The following is a 21,319-nucleotide window of genomic DNA, read 5'->3' on the forward strand; positions in this document are numbered from 1 at the left end:
ATGGGTCTATTCAGTTACAGCATTCCTCATCGTATGCGTTGTTCAAAAATGTCTAACTAAAACATTCGTCAACCGAAACAAACCCTGTTATAATCAAAGTAGAATACATAATATTCTTAATACTTTAAATGTTGGGGGAAAACAATGACTACTTCACAAGTTTTAAATGAACAAGTACAACAAGCGATCGACACGTTTACAAAACTAGATGAAAAGCTTTGTCATTATAGTGACGTACTAGGTTTACTCGGTTGGGACTCTAAGACAATCGCACCGAAAAAAGGTCGCAAGCTTTTTGGAAAAGCAATTGGTACACTTTCAACAGAAGCTTTCAAACTATCCATTTCAGAAGAAATGGCAAAATGCTTAGAAGTGTTAACACAAGAGGAAGTATATAGCCAATTAGACGAAGTAACACAAGCATGTGTAAGAGAAAGAAAAAATAACTTTGAGAAATCTTCCAAAATACCTGCGGAAGAATACCAAGCGTATGTTATTTTAGTAAACAATGCAAACCAAGCTTGGGAAGACGCACGTGAAAATAATGACTTCGCTTCTTTTGCACCAATGTTAGAAGAAGTAGTGGCATTCAAAAAGAAATTCGCGGGATATTATGGCTACGAAGGTCATCCATACAACGCACTGTTAAACGAATATGAGCCAGGATTAACAGTAGAGAAGTTAGATCCTTTATTCAAAGAATTACGTGAAAAGAGTGTAGACTTACTTAAGCGTATTAAAGCTTCAGAAGCTCAACCACGTACCGATATTTTTGAACAAAAGTTTGACATTGAAGCACAAAAGAAATTTAACCAATTTATTTTACCTTTAATCGGTTTTGATATGGAAGGCGGACGCTTAGACGAAACAGTTCACCCATTCGCATCTTCTATCAACACAGGTGATGTTCGTATCACTACACGCTACCAACAAGACAACGTAAGATCAGCTATTTTCGGTACCATCCACGAAGCTGGTCACGGGATGTATGAACAAGGAGTAAACGAAGCATACGAAGGTCGCGTAATTCGCCGCGGAGCATCATTTGGAATTCACGAATCACAATCTCGTTTCTTAGAAAACATGGTTGCAAGAAGCAGAGAGTTCTGGAACCATTTCTATGCTGATTTACAAAAGCATTTCCCAGTGCAACTGAATGACGTATCTTTAGACGATTTTTATCGTGCAATCAACCATGTAGATTCCACGTTAATCCGCGTAGAAGCAGATGAGTTAACGTATAACTTACACATTATGATTCGTTATGAAATTGAAAAAGCACTATTCGGTGGAGAAATCGAAGTGGCAGACTTACCAAAAGTGTGGAACGAGAAAATCGAAGAATACTTAGGAGTTACTCCTCCAAACGACACATTAGGAGTGCTACAAGATATTCACTGGTCATTCGGTGGATTCGGGTACTTCCCATCCTATTCTTTAGGAAACCTGTATGCTGCACAAATGCTTTATACAATCTTAAAAGAAATGCCTGATTTCTATGACAGCATTGAAGCAGGTAACTTCCAAGCAATTCGTGAGTGGTTAAGAGAAAATGTTCACCAATATGGTAAGCTTTATTCTCCAAACGATTTAATCGTAAAAATCACTGGTGAAGAACTAGATGCTAAATATCTTGTAAAATATTTAGAAGAAAAATACGCAGAAGTTTATAAGTTATAATAAAAAAAGCTGAGAACTCTTCATTGAATTCTCAGCTTTTATTCTATTTCTAGAAAATTTATATCTTCAACTTTAAATATCCCGTCAGCATATTCAAAACTAATAGTTAACTGACCAACACTAGAAGAAGGTGCCACTTGCCCGTAAAGTGAAGCCACAAGTTGATTATTTTCCGCATCAAACTTCACAATGTTTCCAAAATACACATTCTCAAATCTATGTTCATTGGGAATATGGCTAATATCAATTATATATTTTTTATTACTTATAGTAATCTCTACAGTATCTTGTAAAATAGTTGATTTTACATTATTTGCAACAACAGAAAGTGGGTCTGCCACTTTTACTTCTTTCATTTCATTTTTTTCATATTGAAGCACATGAACTTCCTGGTCCAAGACAGCTGTTCCATACCCTTTTGTTAAAACAATGACTATCTCCGGTAATTGGTCACCACTAATGTCTTCTACGATTATTTTTGGCGCATACGTATGGTTTGTAACATTTACCCAACTAGCCTTTGAAATAATGCCACCTTTATAAACTAGTTGAATATCTTCATACATGCCGTTTCGCTTTTGAGCATATAAGAAAACTTGATTGGATTTAGAACTAGCCACCACTTCATAATCTTCCATGGCAGCAAAGGAAAAGTTCGGAAAGAAACTAGTAAAGAGAAAAGATAAGACAACTATAATCTTTTTCATCATAGAACACCTCAGTATAGTGTTCCCACAAAATTAGAATTTCAATATATTTTCGCCGTTAAGCTACCGAAACAATAACCATTACGATACATAGGCAAAAACAAATGGAAGATAACAAATTATGACTTGGATCGCTGTCATCTTGGAGTGCTTTTATTAAGTACGAGACAAAGAAAAAGGCAAACAAAGCAGCTAAAAAGGTCGTTAAAAGAATCATAGGAATTTCCTCCCAAAAATTAAGTTCATCATTAAGCTAGTTTTAAAGAGTTACATATTTTTTCCTATTATACTATTAATTTGTAAAGAACAGTATAATAGGAAAGACATATTGTAACAAATAGATAAGTATAATCGTCTATTGATTAAGATGAACTAGCTGTTACATAAAAGAGGTGTGTTAATGAGGAAGTATCTTGTTGTTTTCTTATCCTTATTGTTATTATATGCATGTTACAAGACTCCAACAGATACAACAGAAATAAATTGGCAACAACTTACACGTGTTGATTACCACGATTATGAAGGATCAGAAGTAATTATTGTTGAAGAAGAACAACTCAGCAAACTTGTAAATGTATTTGAATCAGTTTTTTGGCAACAAAATGTCATGGTGAAAATGTCGCGTGAGGAAGAGGGGAAAATTACGTTGTTTGTTCAAAAAGATAAAAACATGCCTGAAAGACTTTATGAGTATTACATTTGGTTTAATATTGATGGAAGTGCAGAAGTAGTGGACAGAGAAAACAGTGCATACGGAAAATTAGATAAGGAAAACACCGAAATATTAAAAGACTTTTTTAAGAGGTGAGTAAATGAAAAGAAGATTACTAATGTTATGTTTGTTAATGGTTTTACCTGCATGTAGTAGCAATAATGCGGGTAGCGATTCTACATACAAACCTTATGGTCATTACGAAGATGACAAGATGATCGGTTTTGTTTGGGAAGTAGATGACAAAGAAAGTTGGGTAATTGTGGATATTTCCGAGTGGGAAAAACGTAAACAAGGTCCTAATATTAATAGTGATGGTTATTCCTACCAAGCTTTTGTCTCAGAAGATACGATTATTAAGTATGAGAATGGAGATGAGGCTAATCTTCATAACCTAAAAAAAAGTCAAAAGGTTTTAGTAAATCCACCTAATAGAAATGAAACATACTCAGGTGAGGCAACAGAGATTATTTTATTAAACATGACGTATGAAGAGAAATTTAAACGGGTGTTATCACATTTAGAAGATAAGTTAAACATTGTCATCATTGCGGAGGAAGGGAAACCTTCAACTATTGAGCTAGAAGACATTATATCGAAAATTAATCAAGAAACAGTAGGTGCTTATATTCCGTACGATGAAAACTACGTTGTAGATTATAAAGAAGAGTTTGGAATTGTAAAATTACCTGTCATTCTTGTAACGGATCATGAAAAATTATTGTACAAAGCATACGATGTTGAAAGTGTAATTAACTTTCTAAATGAACTAGAATCCGAATAATGAAAAGCGCTTAGAATTTAAATATATCTAAGCGCTTTTTTCATACTTTCATTAATTTTAATAAGAATAAAATTAAAGTACTATTTTTAATATTTCTAATGTTGTAAAATATTTACTATATAGTATTTCAATCAAAGGAGGCATTTGTGTGAGTAATAAGATAAAAGTAATTATCATTCTACTTTTAATGAGTAATGTTGTTTTGTTTTTTCTATATAAAAATGCAAGTGATGAATCTGAATTTAGATTAAAGATGCTTTATTGGAACTTTGAGAATGGTCTTATTCTAAACGATACAGGACTAATTAACGCTAAGAATGGTCATGGTCAACAACATTTACTTACTACTTATGCTCATTACTATAATAGTTCAACAAATGCTATGTATTTTTTGAGCAGAATTAATCTCCCATTCGAAGAAGTGAGAGGGATACTTGATTTTTATACTGGTATTTTAGAAGAATGGATTGTCACGGACTACGAACCTACCGAAGAAGAATATGAAAATATGATGAAAGATTTTCAGGCTATCCATATCTTAACGAGTTACAGACACAAAGAGCATACCTTACTTGATTGGACCGAAAACGAATTTGATAAAAATATTAAAGAGTTAAAAAGCCAATTAATTTTATTTAAGGAAAAAGATTATTGAGATTGAATCCAACAAGAAGGGAAGATGTTATATGTTGTTTCTTGAAAAAGTTGGAGCAGGATTATTAACGCTTATCATATTTGTCATTGGGATAAATATTATTTCTCCACAAGAAGAAGGTTACGGAATGGCTATTTTTATTGCTATTTATGCGGCTCCGGTTGTGTTCATCGGTGGAATATTGTTCTCATTTTTAGCGGATTATTTAATGGAACGAGTAAAAAAGTTTAAATATTTTGTAATGCTTCTTCTCTATATAGTTGGGGGAGTTTTAGTGAACGTTTACCACTACGGTGCGCTTTTTTATGACGGATTCGGTGAATCGTCATTATTTATGATGATTTTTGGAATTATAATGTCTCTGATCTTCATGCATGTAATGTTGGGGCTAAGAAAGCTGCTGCAATATTTATATGACAAAATTACATGAATTTAAGGAGATCACTTATATGATAAAAAAAATAGTATCTATACTACTAGTACTTTTTGCGGTGTCAGCTTTTTGGTATACATACCCGAAAAAAATCAATAAAACGTATGAAGGAATCTATTTTCAATTTGGTAGTGAGAACAGTGGTTTTGAAGAAGAAATTACAGTAGAGATCAATGGGAAATACAAAAAGCGAATTTTTGGTGGGGATATTTTTACTGGTTCTTTGAAAATAGGTGAAACTTTTATCCCATATGAAAAATTAATTTTCGGAGAGATTTGGGGTGGTGCCTTTATGAATCGTTCTACTTTTTCAATAGATCCAGAAAATGAAATTTCTTATGGTCTGTTTTTTGCTAATCAAGATTTAAGCGAAATTTCCATAGCTGTACATACTTGGAACCAGAGCAGTAGCAGTAGTTGGAACGGAGGAGATGGATTCATGATTTCTGCACCAGCAACGAACAGACAAGAAGCGCTAGCCATCACGAATAGATTATTTGAAGGATATCCGATGGATGAGCTTGAATAATAAGAAAATCCAGTCAGAACGTAGTGACTGGATTTTTTTATGGAATTGACTATGTTAAAGCTCAATGTGTGATTATAAATACACTCTAGCTGTTGATGGGAGCGCATATTGAAGACTCCTGCGGGAGACCCTGCAGGCGCGAATGCGCTGAGGAGGCTCTAGGCCCGCCCGCGGAAAGCGAAGCCTTGCACGGAATTCAACAGTGGTATTTAACACAGTCTTTTAAAAGAAGGGAATTGCTCTTTTTTATTGAAATAGTAATAGATTTACAATTTTTTGGAGGTTTTATTTATGGCATACAAAGAAAATTGTCCGTTATGTAATCTACATAACGATAAAGACCAAAACATCGTTTTTGAAAATGAAACATGCTACTACGTACAACATAATCTCGAGCAAGACGTGTTAGAAGGCTGTGGGCTTATTATTCCGAAGAAGCATCATGAGAATGCTTTTGAATTGACGAAAGAAGAATGGAGCGATACATACGAATTATTACAAAAAGCAAAACAATATGTAGACGAAAAATATTCTCCAGATGGATTTACACTTGGCTGGAATGTAGGTGATGCATCTAATCAATCTATTCCACATAGCCATCTTCACGTTATACCAAGATATAATGATGAACCTCATGCAGGGAAAGGAATTCGTTATTGGTTAAAGCAACCAGAAAATAAAAGGGAAAAGTTGAAGGTGAAGTAAGGATATGATGTTTTACAAAGAGTTAGGACTAGATGAAATACATAATGAAAATATAAATAAAAGAATAGCCGTTCGAGCGGTAATTATAAAAGAAGATAAAATTTTACTTGTGCAATCTAACCTTGGAGATTACAAATTCCCAGGTGGAGGGGTCGATGAAGAAGAAACATTGGACGCTGCACTAGTTCGAGAGATTGCTGAGGAAACAGGTTATGTTAAGGCGGAAGTGAAAGAAAAAGTAGGTGTCGTTGTAGAAAGAATGAATGATGAGTATGCTTCGAATGCGATCTTCGAAATGACATCTCATTTTTATTTTTGTTACATCTCGGGAGAAAAAGGATTACAAGAACTCGATGGGTATGAGATAGACCAGGATTATACGCCAAAGTGGGTAACTATTGAGGATGCAATCACTCAAAATAAAGAAGTGTACAAGAAGGATGGGCATCGTAGGATTAAAAGAGAGAACTTTGTATTGAAGTTTTTAGATCATTTTTTTAGAAGGAGTTAAGCTAATGTTTATTGTGAACGTAGAAGGTGCTATTTACAAAGAAAATAAGTGGCTTTTAATAAGAAGAAGTGAAAAAGAAGAGCATGAAGGTGGACAGTTATCACTTGTAGGTGGAAAAGTAGAGCAAGAAGGTCATACTACCGATATTTTTGAAAGAACGGTAAAAAGAGAGATTTGGGAAGAAGTGGGGATAGAGGTAGACAATCTACAGTATGTAAATAGCTCAACGTTTGTTACAGATGTTGGTGAACACGTTGTTGATATTGTTCTTCTCTGTCAGCATGTTGCTGGAGTTGCTTATGCGAAAAGTCCAGATGAAGTGGATGAAGTGCTATGGTTAACAACGGAAGAAATAATGAACAATCCAAGCTTACCACCTTATTTAAAGCACAATGTGAAGCTTGCCGACAAAATACTAAAAGAAACAGTTTGCTAAACTTATAGCAAGCTGTTTTTTTATGAATGAATAAGGAGAGTCATAAGTAAACTTAAAATTACATTATTGTTAAATTAATTTACTAGAAATATTTTCTTAACGCATTAAAAATGGATATACTTGTAAGCTTGCAACTATTATAATGAAATGAATGGGTTATTGGAATATTATAACTTTTATTAAGGTGGGAAACTTATGGATTTATTTATGGTCTTAATAGCAATTTATGCTACTCCTTTTTTATGTCTTATTTTAGTTTTAAACAGTGTTACGCTCGCGAAAAAAATTAAAAAAGGTGATGAAAATACAGCATCTAATACAACTTGGATTGCCGTTAGTTTTACACTAATTACGTATTCACTTGTATGGGTAGCTCTTGTTCAATAGGCAACATCCTCCAGGTTATGGAGAAAGCTTAGTGGAAAAAAGCTAATATTATTTATCAATTTAATTATTATAGTTTGCCTGAATTTAGTTATGAGAACGACTGAAAGAAATCTTGCATTCGTGACACCGCTAGAGGCGTTAGAAAACGGCAAACTAATAAACTGAAGAAAAGGTGATCTATTTTATGAAACTGTGCCTACACTGTGAATCAGACATGGTAGAAAAAAAGAATTTTCTAGCGTTTAAAATTCCATTCCTATTGCTGTCGTTTTAGCTATCATTCCTGGTGGAATATTTTTTTCGTTGGATCACATTCCTATTTCCTGGAACTTAGAACTTATGGCTGTAAAAGCTGGACGTGAGTTTAGTAAGCCGAGAGAGATGGACTGGCGTGAATTTGAGAAATATAAGAAGGAAAAAGAAGAAGCCCAATAAATGTAAGTTGAAAGATTAGGAGAGTGCTTTAGTGAAAAAGTGGATAATAAGATTTTCAATTTTAATTGTAATGGTTTTCATCATTTCAGCAGTTTGGTATACGTTCCCGAAACAAATAACGAAAACTGTTTCTGGGATGTCCTATCAGTTAGGGACGGATGATATTTTAGAAAATATAGAAATACATATAGATGGAAAGTTCAAAAGGAACTTTACTGGAGAAAAAACATTCGATGGAAAAATAGATATTAGAGAAAAAGACTCACCAATAAAGGATGATCCTGACTTAAGAGGTGTGAATTTAGCTTTCAGAGATAACAAAGCGACAATGTTTTATTTCTTTGATAAAAATTCACAAGGTAGACTAATTCCTGGTGGACAATGGTACGGGGAAATTTATATAAACGAGGACTTTAGTCAATTTACTATTGCAAAATATGATGAAGATTCAAGATGGTCTGAATCAAACGGGCTTATGATCACCGCTCCAGCTAGTACAAGAGAAGAATCCATTAACATTTCAAAAAACTTAATGAAAGGTGTCTATTCCCTTGAAAATATATGGGAGTATAGTGGCACGATCTTTAAAGAAGATCCTATGTTTAAAATCTTCTCCTACTTTCCTTATGAGGAAAACTTAGAAACATGGGGATATGATAAGGTAGGAAAGGAATACTCCTTATCCTTTTTTTACAAAGATATAGATGAAATGAAACCGGAAAAAGAGTGGCAAGAAATAGTATTATCTAATGCTGCCTACACTTTTGCACTGGTGGAAAATGTAGTTGAGGTAACATTTGAGTTTTCGGAAGAGCATACGTATACGTTATCGAAGGAAGAATTAGAAAAAACGTATGGGCAAAAAATAGACTTTGCAAACGAGGTAGCGTTGATAAAGTTTATTCGTGAAAGTATAGAAGATGAACAAAAGATGAGTGAATTGTGGAGATAGGTTATAGGGATAGTAAGGCGAGTTCGTATGATTATTTTTGATAGTTTTGGAAAACTATAGAACTTTTATTCTTTCTATTCGTAAATAGGGAAACAGGAGGTTGCATGATGGAGGGTATTATAGGCGGAGTATTTATTTTACTCGTTATTTTTCTTACATCCAGATTAGCGCACTATTTTAACAATACAAAAATAAAATTGGAAGAAATGGATCGAAAGTTAGATGAGTTGACAAAGGCTTTGGTTAAAAAAGATTAAAATGTAGGGGAAATATGTAGTATTACAGGTGCCTGGCACCTGTAATAATCTTGAAAAGGGAGGGTAATATTTGAAAAATAAAGTTACTATTGTTATCGGTATTGCTTTGGTAGTAGGTGTATTATCTTTTTTTATGCTGCAAAATGCACAAAGTTTAGAGAAAATGTTATGCAGTCAAATTATTAAAGAAGATTCAGAGTGTTTAAAGATTTTTCATGTTGATAATCAAAGTAATTTAGTTGTTTACCAAAACAATACGCACATTATGATTGCCAGAATGAATGAATCGTATTCGAAGGTAGAAAATTTAAGTGGTGGAGTAGGTTTTCAATCTTTTAAAGAAACAGGCGACTCTTTCTTATGGCAAGGATCGGAATACTCAACTGATGAATCTCCAAAGATTTATGGTTTAGCAAGAGATGAAGTGAAGTCAATCATAATCGAAAGTGAAGGAAACAAACAACCCAATAGAATCTATGTGGGTGATGGCATTTCGCTTTGGTATGTAGAACTAACTGATTCTAATAGACTTAATCTACCCATAACAATAAAAGCTTATGATGAAAAAGGTGAACTACTAAACTAACATAAGTGAGGTAAAAATATTATAGGTGTAGGCATCTATAATAATTTTGAAAAGGGAGTGTGAAATTTGAAGAAAATCGTGACTATGATTTTCTTGATGATTTTGGTAGTAGGTGTGTTAGGCGTGGCTTCATTGTTTATGGGTTCACTATAAACAGTACTATTAACTTCTAACAATCGAGTTTAGTGGGGAAATATCTATGTGTTTGTTGACAATGCATACAAACAGATCCATGCAATTTCCGTAGTTTTAGTGTTAACAATAAGAAAGAAAAAACTATTTTTCATTAGGAGTGACCATTAATAGTGACCAAGAACAATAAAAAGCTACGAACCTTTTTATTACTACTCATTATTTTATCCATATTTTTCACTATCTTTTATTTTCGCCCACTAAGTGCACAAGAAGTATTTCCTGAGATGGATAATATTGAAAAAATAGACTTTCTCTCAAGATTTCATTCACAAAAAGAACCAGATAGATTAACGGTTCAACTAACAGGTGAAGAAATGGAGTACTTTAAAAGTCTTTTAGAAATGCCTAAGTACAGAAGATCACTTGGTAAAACAAACATTCATACTTGGGAAAACGCTTATGATATTGTAATATTTCATAAGTCTAGCAATTATTCAATAGTTATTAACGACAAAGGATATGTTGTTGTAGAAGGTAGGTACAATAAGACAAAGTATAAAATTATAAGTTCAAAAGATCACACTTTATTATCATTATTTGATGAACTGATATTTCCGAAATAACAGTTCGGCCGATTAGAATGACTTGAATAACCGTACATAGGTGCCAGGCACCTGGAAATTTGAGGGAGTGAGATGATTTGATGGAAAAGTACATTAGAAAGTTTGCCATTTATGGTTTTTTTATTGGGTTAGGTTTGGCTATTTTGTTTGTGAAGTATAAAGAGGTTATTAAACTTGACCCCGACACTACTTTGACATCCTATGTGTCGGTTTTTGATTATGTTGTAAACGTGTTACGAACTTCTGTAGTAGGCGCAATTATCGGGGGCGTGCTAGGAGTTTTTATAGGAAATAAACCAGCACCAATTCAAGAAGTTAGTAGTAATACAGAATCAATAAAAGATAAAATGGAGGAATACTAAAAATGGAAAACGAAAATAGTGGCAGCATATATATTCATATGATAGTAGGCTCTATAGGTATAATTTTGATATTTGCCGGTCTTTTTTACCATAATTCGGTGGAAAAAGGTATTACAAGTCTATTAATCCCAATTGGAATAGTTATCACAGTAAATTATATGTATTTTTTAGAAAAAAGAGCTGGTATAAGTAATAAAGTAATATGGATTCAATCATTATCTATGATAGGTGTATTAGCGTTTTTATTATTTCTTTAACCATCATGTAGAAGGTGAGAGAATGGATTTAATAACCAAACAACTGCAGTGTTACGGAGGCTATACATGATCTCACAACTTGAAAAAATAAGAAGCCATTCTGAAATAAGTATGCCAATTGCGAAGAGAATACGAAACGCTTTATTTGTTCTACTTTTAGGTGGAATGTTAGGATTTCTTGCAAAATATACAGATGGTTCACCTATAGGATTAGTTGGTACCTATTTAGGTATATGGGTGTTCATAACGACAATAGTTTCTATATACAGTAGATCTCCATTTGCAGCTGCCTTACATGCCTTTCTGTTTCTATTTTCTATGTTAATTGTGTACTACTTGTATTCTATGTATTTGTTTGGATTTTTACCGAAGTATTACTTATTTGCATGGGGAAGTATTGCACTTCTTTCTCCGATTGGTGGCTTTTTTGTATGGTATGCAAGGGGTAAAGGGTGGTTTGCAGCATTTTGTGCAGCATTGCCGATAAGCTTGTTAATAGTAGAAGGTTACAACTTCTATTATACTTTTTCATTTACTAGCGGGTTGGACCTCTTATTTGCTATCACTTTACTTTTTCTATTAGCAAAAGAGTGGAATCAAAGGTTAAAAATTGGAGCTATCACACTAGTTGTTACTATTTTCCTTATAAGAATTGGAATTCTTTATTACTTGCCGGCCTAAAGAAAAGAGGAGAAATTAGAGTGAAGTTATTTATTCAATCAATAGTAAGTTCCATCGTTGTTCATTTAATTTATCTTGTAGGTACAATGGTTGTAGGGTACATAAAGACGATCAATTATACACCTATTATTACAAGTAGTCATCATACGTACTTACAAAACGAAGTGGCTTTTGGATATGTGAGTTCTGTACCTTATTACATATCAATCCTAACATCTTTTACTATAGTAGCAATAATCTCAGCGCTACTAATTACCTTATCAAAACGTATAAGATTAAAATTCTCATAAACAATTATTTCAACAGTATTACAAGTGCCTGGCACCTGTAATGCTGTTGAAACATTAGGGAGATGATTGTTGTATGAAGAGTGTTAGTTTAGAAGAGTTTAATTGGATTAAGGAAGCCATCCTATTAGAAGAAAGGAAGGACGCCTTTGTTGAACAAGTAGTACCGAAAAGGTTCAGTCATTATTGTAAAATTTTTCATCCAATGTTCCGAGATAACAATATAAAGGACGAAACAATTCTTTGGCCTGATACGTATCCAAATGAACCGTTTACATTTGATGTAGGGGAGAAAATTTCCTATAAACAATTTTGCGCAAAATACAACCTCCCATTCTCTAAAGAAGTAAGCACCCAAAGTATTCTTAGAAAAATGAATCTTCCTCGGTATATTATTGCTCCAACTGAAGGTGAGATAGAAGAAGATTTAATGAAAGAAATAGTAAAAACGATAAAAACCTTTTCAATTAATCAACAGATTTTTTATTTTTTCAACTTTATGAAAATTAAAGGCTTTTGGAGTGGGCGAAAAATCGATGATCTTCTCTATCAAGGGGAGTTAAATGAAGTATTTGATTTTTATCAACACGAGACTGTCTATCTTACTCCAACCTATTTTTGGCCAGAAGACAAAAGTTGGTGCATTTGTAATGACCATGACTTAGACTTTACTCTAGTCGGGGGCTCAAAAGACTTTATCACTAGTCTATTAAGTAATAATGAACTAGAGGCATTTGAAGTCTTTCCTAACACTAGAATTGACTATAAAGCCGATGAAGAAAATAATTAAGAAGAGGTAGATTATGTATTGGAACATAGCAGCAATTGGCATTCTTTTTCTAGCAACATATATAATTATTGATATTATTAAAAATAAGAAAAGAAACATCATAAAGAGAGTTGTGATTTATAGCTTTATTGTTTACGGTATTAACGTACTTAACGTTACGCTGGGTATGCTTACCATTCAACCCGAGCCAATTGCCTTAAACATCCATTGGTATTTACAGCTAAAGCCATTCCTTTTTCTGAGAGAGTGGATTGGCATGTACAACAATAACGGAATGGATTGGTTTTTCTGGAATTCGGTAAAATTATCGTTTTACAATTTCATTTTACTGTTCCCTCTAGGTGTGTACCTGTCTTTTTTCAATGTGAAGAACATGAAAAAAGCAGCATTTATAATCTTTCTCGTTTCTTTAACAATTGAAGCATTACAACTTCTACTTAGCTATGGTGGATTCCTAATGCTCCATCGAACATTCAATGTCGATGACTTAATTTTAAACACAGTGGGTGGAGTGTTTGGATACTTCTCGTTTGAACTATTTAAAAATATTTATAGTAAATATAAATCTATTAGGAGTACCCCTTTATGAGTCAAAAAGCTGATACAAATAAAGTTTTTCCGAGCTCTATTAAGAAACAAGTGGTCATCTCCCTAATTACCTTATTCGTGATATGTGCTATTGTTTTTAGTTTTTATATTTACAAAACCATTCACCACCAAGACATCGTAAATACAGAAACAGTATTGATTAACGAAGTTAAACTAGAGCATCAGCACCTACATATTTCAGGTGACACAATTTATAGTGCCATATTTTTTACTAGAGATTATGAAATTAAGTATGATGGAGAAGATACCCTTTACGTACAATTAATGTACCAACGCACAGATAAAAACAATGCGTCTGGCAGATTCGATATTCATTTTTACTTTGGTGGAGAGTTTTCTAACGTAGAGTCTACCAAGATAAACAAAGTGTATTTACAAGGAAAAGACCCAGAAGATGTTCGGTTAATCTGGGAAAGGTAATAAAGGATAAAAAACATTGATTCTTCCAAGAGTCAGTGTTTTTTTACATAATATTTCTAGAAATTGAAACTTTTAGCTGATTTTTTTCGTAAATATTGTAAAAAGACAAAGAAAGAGGGGAGCACAATTGACATACTTCATAAAAGTAGGCATTACCATCCTATTACTAATCGCTAAAACTGTTTTTGCCATTATGATGGACAAACTAATTACACTCTTAAAAATACACTTACCTGCTAAATTAGTGTTTTTCTCCTTTGCTTTGCTCTTCTTATAATAAAAGTAAGCTCAACGTTATGGTTTGGCTCTATAATGGAATGGAGTTACGTGGATACAGCTTTTGTCACGAGCATGTGTTTCTTTGCGATTGGTTGGTTTACAACTATAACGCTTAAAGCTAGTCTAAATAGAGAAGCAGCATTATCACGTTACATAACAAACGAAAGATCTACAAACGATATCTCTCCATGTAGAGTAACTTATAAAGATCCTTACTTCGTTTCAAGCTTAACGTTTCTAGTAATTAGCTGGGGATCGGCACTAATTATATACATAAGTTATTTTTAAGGCTCTGTTAAAGGTTAGTGTTGATTTTTGATACCAACCTAGCAGTTGATTTCCGCGCAAGTCGTAGACTCCTGCGGGAGTAGCGGTGGCCTGGAGACCCCACAGGCGAAGCCGAGGAGGCTCCAGCCACGCCCGCGGAAAGCGGAGACTTGCGCGGAAATCAACAGCGGTCTTTAACAGAGCCATTTTTAAAAAGGAGTATCAAAATGCGTAAATATATAATTTTAGTGCTTTCTCTACTAATAATTGCTTTACCTTTTTATGTCATATGGGAAATGAATCGCCCTAAAGCAGGACCAATCGGTAATGGACCACCAGAGACTCCCTTTTTATTAATAGTTTCCATCGTATTAATGGGGTTATCCTTTTTAGTTTATAGTATTTTAATGTTTATAAAAAAAATAGAATAATAACAGTAGTTGGAGGAGTCTCTATGCAGAAAAAAGCATTAGTCATCGGAGCAGGGATAGGTGGTTTATGTACAGCCATTGCGTTACAACAAAAAGGATGGAACGTTTCCATTTGGGAGAAATCAAATAAGTTATCTGGACTTGGCGCAGGGATTGTTTTAGCCCCGAATGCTCTTTATGCTTTGGAACTGTTAGGGGTAGCAAAAAAAGTAAGAGAACAAGGATCGCCCGTAAAAGATGCTCATATTTTATCTTCGGACGGCAAAAAAATAATAACTCTTCCGACAGATTTGCAGGCAAAGAAACATGGCACATACAGTTACCTTATACATAGAGGAATCCTTCAAAACATTCTACTAGAAAAAATAAATGATAATATAGAACTCCATTTAAATAAAGAACTTAAACAGTTAAAACAAACAGAGCAAAAGGTAACAGCTATCGCCTCTGTCGGATACGAGGAAGATGGAAATATTCTAATCGGGGCAGATGGAATACATTCAAAAGTTCGAGAATTCATTTTCGGCCCCTCACCTCTACGTTATTCAGGTTACACCGCATTAAGGGGAGTTTGTCAGCTTGATATGAACACGCCAGGTAACGAGGAAGGCGGTTTTGAAGCGTGGGGACGAGGTAAGCGTTTTGGCTTTACAAAGATTGGTGAAGGGAAATATTTCTGGTTTGCAGCAGTAAATAGTTCAGAAGGAAAGAAACTGAATCTAGGAGAAAGAAAAGAGGCAGCACTTCATTTCTTAAAAGATTGGTGCCATCCAATAGAAGAAGTGATTCAAGCTACATCTGAATCTGACATTCTGCATCATGATATATACGACCGACGACCATTAAGCACATGGAGCGAAGGAAGAGTGACATTACTCGGCGACGCAGCACACCCGATGCTACCAAACTTAGGGCAAGGTGGCGCACAAGCGATGGAAGATGCAATCGTACTTGCACACACTTTAGAAAAAAATCCAGCCAATAGAGCTTTTCAAGAGTACGAGGAGAAAAGAATTCCACGTACAACGAAAATCGTAAACCAATCCAGAAAAATGGCAAGATTAGTCCAAATGGAAAGCCAAATAATGCTCCGGACAAGGAATACTCTATTTCGAAATGTATCTGCAGCTCTATTTGCTAGTCGAATGAACTGGGTTGTAGGTTATAAAGTAAAAAAGAAGTAACTTCTCTATGGTGAGAGTTACTTCTTTTTCGTTAGATGAAAAAATCGATAGGACAAGACTATTCCAACAAAATACAACCCTAATGCAAAATAAGCCGGAAGCAAATGAATAAACGTTGTGTAGCCAATCGCATAGTGGATATAAATCCCTGCAATGAATGCGGGGAGGCCACCAATAAGAAATGTCCACCAAACCCATCGGTTACCTTGTTGGAATCCCCATAAAGCAAGCATTAATACTAACAATCCAACACTAAGTAGTGCGCTTCCAAATCCAGCACGGTCATGTGCAAGTACAGGAATTAGATTCTGATTAAATTCAGCTAGCATTTCAGGACTCATGCAAATATACAGTAGATCCGTTGAAACGAAGACAGAAGTAACTCCTATATAGGAAATAATAATACCACCGATGACGAAGGAAAACCCAAGAATAACAAAGGCAAGCTGGCCATATAAACTCATTTTCCAAATTCGGTGATTTTTTCTATTTGTAGAAGAGGGTGTTCCTGTAATGTTTTTTGTTTTGACATAACCAGCAATAAAAAACGGCAAAAGAACAAGCCAAAATATTAAGTGTAGCCAATCAAAATAACCATAGCCAATAAAAGCAAATATACCGAGAAATCCTATGATGGCGGCTGCATCAATTGCTTGTTTCGCCCATTTTAAACCACGTTTTACTCCATACTTTGCAAGCTGCATATAAACAATTCCACCAGAAATCATCGTTCCAGCTAGCGTCATCCTATCGTGTGCCATAAACAACATGATTCGGTCATTAAACGCCCATATCGTATCCCGCTTCATTCCTAAAAAGTATTCATCATACGGTAAGATAATTGTCGTTATGCTAAAAAGGAGGGCAAGTAAGCCACCAAAGAATATAAATAATCCAAACAACCAATAAGAGGACCAACCTGGCTGAGGAGTTGTTTCAGGTTGTAGCTTATCAAGCAAAGCCTCATTTATGCGTTTTGTTAAACCTGGTCCTGAAAAAACATAGCCATCAGACAACATGACTAAATTTGCGCCTGCATCTACCAAGTGTAGAGCATCATCAGGCTCGTAAATTCCTCCAGAGGTAATAATCGTTTGGCTGTATCCTGCTTTTCTTAATTTACGTACTTCTTTCGTTAGTTCGGTTAACCCAGTCTTTTCTTCTAGTAAAACACCAGCGTATCGTTCTAATTTTTCTATAGAGATATCAGTACATGAGTCAAGTGATAAATAAATTGGCTTAGTAGTAGAAGGAAGGGTATCAATTTCACACTCTCCCAAAATGAACCCATCTGCATAAGGCTCAAATGAGTCTATCATCTTTAGTAGCTCATCTGAGTTACCAGATAATCTTACAAATACAGGTTGCTTTTTCTTAAAGTTTTTAAGTAGATTAACAGTTTGAGTCAGCCCAATAGATTCTGCCTTATCCGGAAAGATAATTTTCTTTCTTTCTTCCAAAACAACTGGCTCCGTCCATGATTCGGTAGGTTGAACGGTAACTGGCCCAATTTCTAAAAAGCCAAAACCTAAATTAGAAAAAGCTTTTGTTCCAGACAAAAAAGGATCTACTTTTCCAGCCAAACCAACTTGGTTTTTGAATGTAGTCCCGTTATAAGCCTTTTTAAGCAAAGGGGAACTTTCTTCTCTTCCTAAAAAGTTAATCACATGCCCACCAAGGCCGAATGGAAGAGAGGCAATTGTATTCATTCTTTTATGAATAAATTCTCTTGAAACAGTAGGAGGCAATTTAGATAATACTGGCCTGAAAATGCCGTGATAAGACCAATCTGGCATAACTATCCCTCACAGTCTTTTATTCTATTTCTATTGTAGCATTTTATAGGCAAGATGAAAAAATACGACTTCCAAAATTTGATAAGGAAGGACAATTGATATATTTAGCGAATATTCTATGAAAAGAAATTTATTTGGAGGGGCATTATGACGGATACAATTATTAGCCTTTTATTTATTTGTATGTTTTTTAGTCCATTTCTTTATTTACATTTAAAAAAGAAAAGGATTGCTGCAATCAACGGAGCGGTACTAATCATTTATTTCATAAGCTGGATCTATAATATGAAAAATAAAGGATTACCTTTTGAAATGAATATTGAAAGTGTAATTTGGATTACTTCGTTGCTATTATCGGTTACTTTGTTAATTACGGCTATCTCTCTTATTTTCTATAGAATATCACCTAAATTGAATCGCTATTTGATTCCTGCTATCATCCTTTTTGCTATTGTTACAGGTGGAATCATATCACATGATGAGAGTGTGAAAACTTTGTTAGATACATTTCTAGTATATACTGCCCCGATCTGCATAGCAGCCTTTATCGTAATAGGGACCATTCAATGGGACAGGAAAACTGTGAAGTAGAAGGTGAAATGAATGAATAGACATTTATTTTTATTTGGGGGAGGACCTCCGTTTAGTTTAAAGTTTGCAGAACGTTTTGTTCATCTAGTAAAAGAAAAAGAAGGACCAGTCTCTATTCTGTGTTTAGAAAGAGAAGGATGGAAAGACTACATGCCTAAATATACACAAGCTTTAGAAGAATATGGCTTTGCAGACTTTCGCTATATACCATTACCTACTACTCCTGTAAGAGATGTCATCCATTGTTTATCTGAAAGTGCCGGTATCATAATAGGTGGTGGTGACACAAATCGATATGCCGATTATATTGTAGATTCACCAATTTCGGATACGATAAGAAATCTATATAAGCATGGGGTACCTGTTGCAGGCTTTTCTGCAGGAGCTCTTATTAGCCCAAAACTATGTGTTATCTCACCAAAGGATAATATACAAAAAGAATTCCAAGAACGAAAAGGACTAGGCTTAATTGATAATGTCTTAATCGCCGTTCATTTTTCTGAATGGGCGGATGAGGATCATTTACAAAATGCAGCTAGTAAGTTAAGTGGTTATGATTTTTATGGAATCGATGAAAAAAATGGTATGTACTGCCTAAATGAGCATATAAAAGAGTTAGATGGAAACGGTGTTTATCGGTTAGATGGAAAAGAAATCAAGAATATAGCAAACTCAAATATATAGTGATTATTAAAAATCATTGCACCATGAAGGTGAATTTTGGTTGCTAATGAGTAACAACATGGGGGAGAAGTATTGAAAAAAAATATTACAAAAATATTGATCTTTTCTTTTATGATTGGAGCAATTTTTTTCATAGCTAACTACTTTTATATCAAAAGTGCGTATGCAAAACCATATGAAATGGTTGCTATGGTCGTTGAGGAAGCTAAAGGCGATGCCTCTGAGAGCCTATATGTGTTAAGTGAAGAGGAATGGTCTGCAGTGTCAGAAGAATCTATTTTCAGAAATTATAGAGAGCCAATTGACTGGGAAGAAATTAAGTCATTTATAAATCAATGTGAAAAACCTCATCATTCATTATCCATTTTGAGTGAGGATGCCACTTATAGCACAATGAAATATCAATACAAAGAAGCCTATCAAGTAGTTACTATTAATTGCTTGGAGTATAGCAGAGAGACAAACCAGCATATTAGATCGGTAGTTGTTCAACTTTTTGTAGAAAAAATAAAAGATTCTTGGAAAGTCGTAGGGAAACCTAAGTCATTACAATAAGTACAAAATAAAGGTAGCTAAGGAAGAGTCCTTAACTACCTTTTATTTTATGCAATTTTCTTTTCTTTCTTCTTTTCTTCCCAAGCCTCCGTATTTTTTATCCCTAATTTTAATGGATTGAATGTCGGATTTAACCCAAGCTTGCGCTGTTCTTGGTAATCCTTCAACACTTTTAATGCCACACTACCTAACAAAGCAAGACCGATTAAGTTAATAACCGTCATCAAAGCCATGAATAAATCAGCAAGCTCCCAAACAAAACCTAGACCTGCAACAGCACCTAATATTACAAATCCCATTGTTGCAAAGCGGTAAACATAAAGAATTGCTTTGTTGTCTTTGATAAATTGTATATTTGTTTCTCCATAATAATAGCTTCCGATAATAGAACTAAATGCAAATAAGAATATCGCTATAGCAATAAAGATACTTGCCCATGAACCAATTTGTTCGCTTAACGATGCTTGTAATAAGTTAATTCCTTCATAAGTTCCAGCGTTATAAATATCGGTTGATACAAGAATGATGAACGCTGTTGCTGTACAAACAACCATTGTATCAAGATATACTCCTAATGTCTGGATGAATCCTTGTTTAGCTGGGTGTGAAACGTGAGCAGTTGCCGCGGCGTTTGGGGCACTACCCATACCTGCTTCATTCGAAAATAGCCCACGACGTACACCGTGCATAATGGCTGCACCAATTCCACCACCGACAGCTTGTTCAAATCCAAATGCACTAGAAACGATTAATGAAAGTACAGCAGGTAATTGAGAAATATTCAATACTAGAACAATAAGTGCGATTATGATATAAAGTACGGCCATAATAGGAACGACTACACTTGTAAAGTTAGCAATTCGGTGAATTCCACCGAAAATAATAGCACCAGATAAAATAGCTAATACGATACCTGTAATAAGAGTATTAAATCCGAATGCACTTTCAAATGCTGCAGAAATCGTATTACTTTGTACAGAGTTGAAAATTAGTCCGAATGTTAAGGCAATTAAAACCGCAAAAATAATACCAAGCCATTTTTTGTTTAAGCCTTTGGAAATATAGTAGGCAGGTCCACCACGGAACGTACCAGGCTTTTCTTGATCTTTTACTTTATATACTTGTGCTAATGTACTTTCAATAAAGCTTGTAGCACCACCAAGCAAGCCGACAATCCACATCCAAAATACAGCACCAGGTCCCCCTAAAGTAATGGCAACCGCAACGCCAGCTAGATTACCTGTACCAATTCTTGTCGCAGAACCAATACAAAACGATTTAAAAGCAGAAATAGTTTTTTCACCTGATTTACTTTCGGGTGTTTTTTCAAATACGACTCTTGACATTTCTTTTAAATATCTAAATTGAATGAAACCTGTCTTCCACGTAAAATAAACACCAATTCCTAATAGTCCATAAATGACGACATAAGACCATAGAAAGTTATTGAAGAAATCTATGATGAACATGGTCTTCCTCCTTTAATCCGAATTATTTGAAAATTTAAGGTTATACACCATTATAATGAAATTGAAAGATAAATCAACAAAAAAACTCCAATAACGACATATTTCGACCTTCTAAATAAATTCGTAATCT

The 21,319-nt window shown here is 34.4% G+C and carries 33 protein-coding genes; 29 read left to right on the forward strand and 4 right to left on the reverse strand.

The features are described from left to right. The first annotated feature begins 144 nt into the window (after window positions 1–144). Complete coding sequence (locus CDZ92_RS01930) at window positions 145–1,680, forward strand: carboxypeptidase M32 (RefSeq protein WP_096153273.1); 1,536 nt, start codon at window positions 145–147, stop codon at window positions 1,678–1,680. A 38-nt stretch (window positions 1,681–1,718) separates the two neighbouring features. On the opposite strand, the gene CDZ92_RS01935 is transcribed toward CDZ92_RS01930, so the two are convergent. Then, entirely contained in the window at window positions 1,719–2,390 is a 672-nt protein-coding gene (locus tag CDZ92_RS01935; RefSeq protein ID WP_141395186.1) for a hypothetical protein, read from the reverse strand. Between the two features lie 55 nt (window positions 2,391–2,445). Further along, window positions 2,446–2,604 carry a hypothetical protein gene (locus CDZ92_RS19765; RefSeq protein ID WP_157842682.1) on the reverse strand — a complete coding sequence of 53 codons (159 nt, stop codon included), beginning with the start codon at window positions 2,602–2,604 and terminating at the stop codon, window positions 2,446–2,448. A gap of 183 nt (window positions 2,605–2,787) precedes the next feature. Here CDZ92_RS19765 and CDZ92_RS01940 point away from each other — a divergent pair, with 183 nt between their 5' ends. From CDZ92_RS01940 to CDZ92_RS02040, 25 genes are all read left to right on the forward strand, one after another. Further along, complete coding sequence (locus CDZ92_RS01940; protein ID WP_096153275.1) at window positions 2,788–3,195, forward strand: hypothetical protein; 408 nt, start codon at window positions 2,788–2,790, stop codon at window positions 3,193–3,195. A gap of 4 nt (window positions 3,196–3,199) precedes the next feature. Then, window positions 3,200–3,883: a hypothetical protein gene (locus CDZ92_RS01945; protein ID WP_096153276.1), complete on the forward strand. Its 684-nt coding sequence runs from the start codon at window positions 3,200–3,202 to the stop codon at window positions 3,881–3,883. Between the two features lie 148 nt (window positions 3,884–4,031). Next, window positions 4,032–4,538, forward strand: coding sequence for a hypothetical protein (locus CDZ92_RS01950; protein ID WP_096153277.1), 507 nt, complete (start codon window positions 4,032–4,034; stop codon window positions 4,536–4,538). Window positions 4,539–4,569: 31 nt separating this feature from the next. After that, window positions 4,570–4,968 (forward strand): hypothetical protein, encoded by a 399-nt coding sequence (locus CDZ92_RS01955; RefSeq protein ID WP_096153278.1) that lies wholly within the window; start codon window positions 4,570–4,572, stop codon window positions 4,966–4,968. Window positions 4,969–4,987: 19 nt separating this feature from the next. Continuing rightward, complete coding sequence (locus tag CDZ92_RS01960) at window positions 4,988–5,500, forward strand: hypothetical protein (RefSeq protein ID WP_096153279.1); 513 nt, start codon at window positions 4,988–4,990, stop codon at window positions 5,498–5,500. 291 nt (window positions 5,501–5,791) lie between these two features. Further along, window positions 5,792–6,205 (forward strand): HIT family protein, encoded by a 414-nt coding sequence (locus CDZ92_RS01965; RefSeq protein WP_096153280.1) that lies wholly within the window; start codon window positions 5,792–5,794, stop codon window positions 6,203–6,205. A gap of 4 nt (window positions 6,206–6,209) precedes the next feature. Next, on the forward strand, window positions 6,210–6,716 hold the full coding sequence (locus CDZ92_RS01970; RefSeq protein ID WP_096153281.1) for an NUDIX hydrolase: 507 nt from the start codon (window positions 6,210–6,212) through the stop codon (window positions 6,714–6,716). A gap of 4 nt (window positions 6,717–6,720) precedes the next feature. Then, on the forward strand, window positions 6,721–7,152 hold the full coding sequence (locus tag CDZ92_RS01975; RefSeq protein ID WP_096153282.1) for an NUDIX hydrolase: 432 nt from the start codon (window positions 6,721–6,723) through the stop codon (window positions 7,150–7,152). A gap of 195 nt (window positions 7,153–7,347) precedes the next feature. Then, a complete protein-coding gene (locus tag CDZ92_RS01980; protein ID WP_096153283.1) occupies window positions 7,348–7,539 on the forward strand; it encodes a hypothetical protein in 192 nt (63 codons plus the stop codon). A gap of 303 nt (window positions 7,540–7,842) precedes the next feature. Then, entirely contained in the window at window positions 7,843–7,974 is a 132-nt protein-coding gene (locus CDZ92_RS20190; RefSeq protein WP_255249762.1) for a hypothetical protein, read from the forward strand. 31 nt (window positions 7,975–8,005) lie between these two features. Beyond that, window positions 8,006–8,926 carry a DUF4825 domain-containing protein gene (locus CDZ92_RS01985; RefSeq protein WP_096153284.1) on the forward strand — a complete coding sequence of 307 codons (921 nt, stop codon included), beginning with the start codon at window positions 8,006–8,008 and terminating at the stop codon, window positions 8,924–8,926. A gap of 104 nt (window positions 8,927–9,030) precedes the next feature. After that, on the forward strand, window positions 9,031–9,183 hold the full coding sequence (locus tag CDZ92_RS19770; RefSeq protein ID WP_157842683.1) for a hypothetical protein: 153 nt from the start codon (window positions 9,031–9,033) through the stop codon (window positions 9,181–9,183). Between the two features lie 70 nt (window positions 9,184–9,253). Further along, window positions 9,254–9,769 carry a hypothetical protein gene (locus CDZ92_RS01990; protein ID WP_096153285.1) on the forward strand — a complete coding sequence of 172 codons (516 nt, stop codon included), beginning with the start codon at window positions 9,254–9,256 and terminating at the stop codon, window positions 9,767–9,769. 305 nt (window positions 9,770–10,074) lie between these two features. Beyond that, entirely contained in the window at window positions 10,075–10,527 is a 453-nt protein-coding gene (locus tag CDZ92_RS01995) for a hypothetical protein (RefSeq protein ID WP_096153286.1), read from the forward strand. 77 nt (window positions 10,528–10,604) lie between these two features. Beyond that, window positions 10,605–10,889, forward strand: coding sequence for a hypothetical protein (locus tag CDZ92_RS02000; protein WP_141395187.1), 285 nt, complete (start codon window positions 10,605–10,607; stop codon window positions 10,887–10,889). 2 nt (window positions 10,890–10,891) lie between these two features. Beyond that, window positions 10,892–11,146: a hypothetical protein gene (locus CDZ92_RS02005; RefSeq protein ID WP_096153288.1), complete on the forward strand. Its 255-nt coding sequence runs from the start codon at window positions 10,892–10,894 to the stop codon at window positions 11,144–11,146. 66 nt (window positions 11,147–11,212) lie between these two features. After that, a complete protein-coding gene (locus CDZ92_RS02010) occupies window positions 11,213–11,827 on the forward strand; it encodes a DUF6518 family protein (RefSeq protein ID WP_096153289.1) in 615 nt (204 codons plus the stop codon). Window positions 11,828–11,847: 20 nt separating this feature from the next. Further along, complete coding sequence (locus CDZ92_RS02015) at window positions 11,848–12,117, forward strand: hypothetical protein (protein ID WP_096153290.1); 270 nt, start codon at window positions 11,848–11,850, stop codon at window positions 12,115–12,117. 73 nt (window positions 12,118–12,190) lie between these two features. Then, window positions 12,191–12,904, forward strand: a complete 714-nt coding sequence (locus CDZ92_RS02020; protein ID WP_096153291.1) for a hypothetical protein — start codon at window positions 12,191–12,193, stop codon at window positions 12,902–12,904. A gap of 13 nt (window positions 12,905–12,917) precedes the next feature. Then, window positions 12,918–13,493: a VanZ family protein gene (locus CDZ92_RS02025; RefSeq protein WP_096153292.1), complete on the forward strand. Its 576-nt coding sequence runs from the start codon at window positions 12,918–12,920 to the stop codon at window positions 13,491–13,493. Beyond that, entirely contained in the window at window positions 13,490–13,933 is a 444-nt protein-coding gene (locus CDZ92_RS02030; RefSeq protein ID WP_096153293.1) for a hypothetical protein, read from the forward strand. The genes CDZ92_RS02025 and CDZ92_RS02030 overlap by 4 nt, the downstream gene beginning before the upstream one ends. A gap of 127 nt (window positions 13,934–14,060) precedes the next feature. Further along, window positions 14,061–14,210: a hypothetical protein gene (locus tag CDZ92_RS19775; RefSeq protein ID WP_176483686.1), complete on the forward strand. Its 150-nt coding sequence runs from the start codon at window positions 14,061–14,063 to the stop codon at window positions 14,208–14,210. A 35-nt stretch (window positions 14,211–14,245) separates the two neighbouring features. Continuing rightward, entirely contained in the window at window positions 14,246–14,500 is a 255-nt protein-coding gene (locus tag CDZ92_RS19550; protein ID WP_141395188.1) for a hypothetical protein, read from the forward strand. A 206-nt stretch (window positions 14,501–14,706) separates the two neighbouring features. Beyond that, window positions 14,707–14,910, forward strand: coding sequence for a hypothetical protein (locus CDZ92_RS02035; RefSeq protein WP_096153294.1), 204 nt, complete (start codon window positions 14,707–14,709; stop codon window positions 14,908–14,910). 23 nt (window positions 14,911–14,933) lie between these two features. Next, the gene (locus CDZ92_RS02040) at window positions 14,934–16,094 is read left to right on the forward strand and encodes an FAD-dependent monooxygenase (protein WP_096153295.1); all 1,161 of its coding nucleotides are present in this window, start codon (window positions 14,934–14,936) and stop codon (window positions 16,092–16,094) included. 17 nt (window positions 16,095–16,111) lie between these two features. Here CDZ92_RS02040 and CDZ92_RS02045 read toward each other — a convergent pair whose 3' ends face one another. Continuing rightward, a complete protein-coding gene (locus tag CDZ92_RS02045) occupies window positions 16,112–17,890 on the reverse strand; it encodes a dihydroorotate dehydrogenase (protein ID WP_096153296.1) in 1,779 nt (592 codons plus the stop codon). A gap of 147 nt (window positions 17,891–18,037) precedes the next feature. Here CDZ92_RS02045 and CDZ92_RS02050 point away from each other — a divergent pair, with 147 nt between their 5' ends. The 3 genes from CDZ92_RS02050 (at window position 18,038) to CDZ92_RS02060 (ending at window position 19,720) form a co-directional block, all read left to right on the forward strand. Next, window positions 18,038–18,481 (forward strand): hypothetical protein, encoded by a 444-nt coding sequence (locus CDZ92_RS02050; protein WP_096153297.1) that lies wholly within the window; start codon window positions 18,038–18,040, stop codon window positions 18,479–18,481. Between the two features lie 12 nt (window positions 18,482–18,493). Continuing rightward, window positions 18,494–19,165 carry a Type 1 glutamine amidotransferase-like domain-containing protein gene (locus tag CDZ92_RS02055; protein ID WP_096153298.1) on the forward strand — a complete coding sequence of 224 codons (672 nt, stop codon included), beginning with the start codon at window positions 18,494–18,496 and terminating at the stop codon, window positions 19,163–19,165. 72 nt (window positions 19,166–19,237) lie between these two features. Continuing rightward, on the forward strand, window positions 19,238–19,720 hold the full coding sequence (locus CDZ92_RS02060; protein WP_096153299.1) for a hypothetical protein: 483 nt from the start codon (window positions 19,238–19,240) through the stop codon (window positions 19,718–19,720). Between the two features lie 47 nt (window positions 19,721–19,767). Here CDZ92_RS02060 and CDZ92_RS02065 read toward each other — a convergent pair whose 3' ends face one another. Then, window positions 19,768–21,189, reverse strand: coding sequence for an alanine/glycine:cation symporter family protein (locus tag CDZ92_RS02065; RefSeq protein ID WP_096153300.1), 1,422 nt, complete (start codon window positions 21,187–21,189; stop codon window positions 19,768–19,770). Between the last annotated feature and the right edge of the window lie 130 nt (window positions 21,190–21,319).

This window comes from Bacillus sp. FJAT-45066, from assembly GCF_002335755.1.
In the GTDB taxonomy this organism is placed as follows: domain Bacteria; phylum Bacillota; class Bacilli; order Bacillales; family Bacillaceae_I; genus Bacillus_CD; species Bacillus_CD alkalisoli.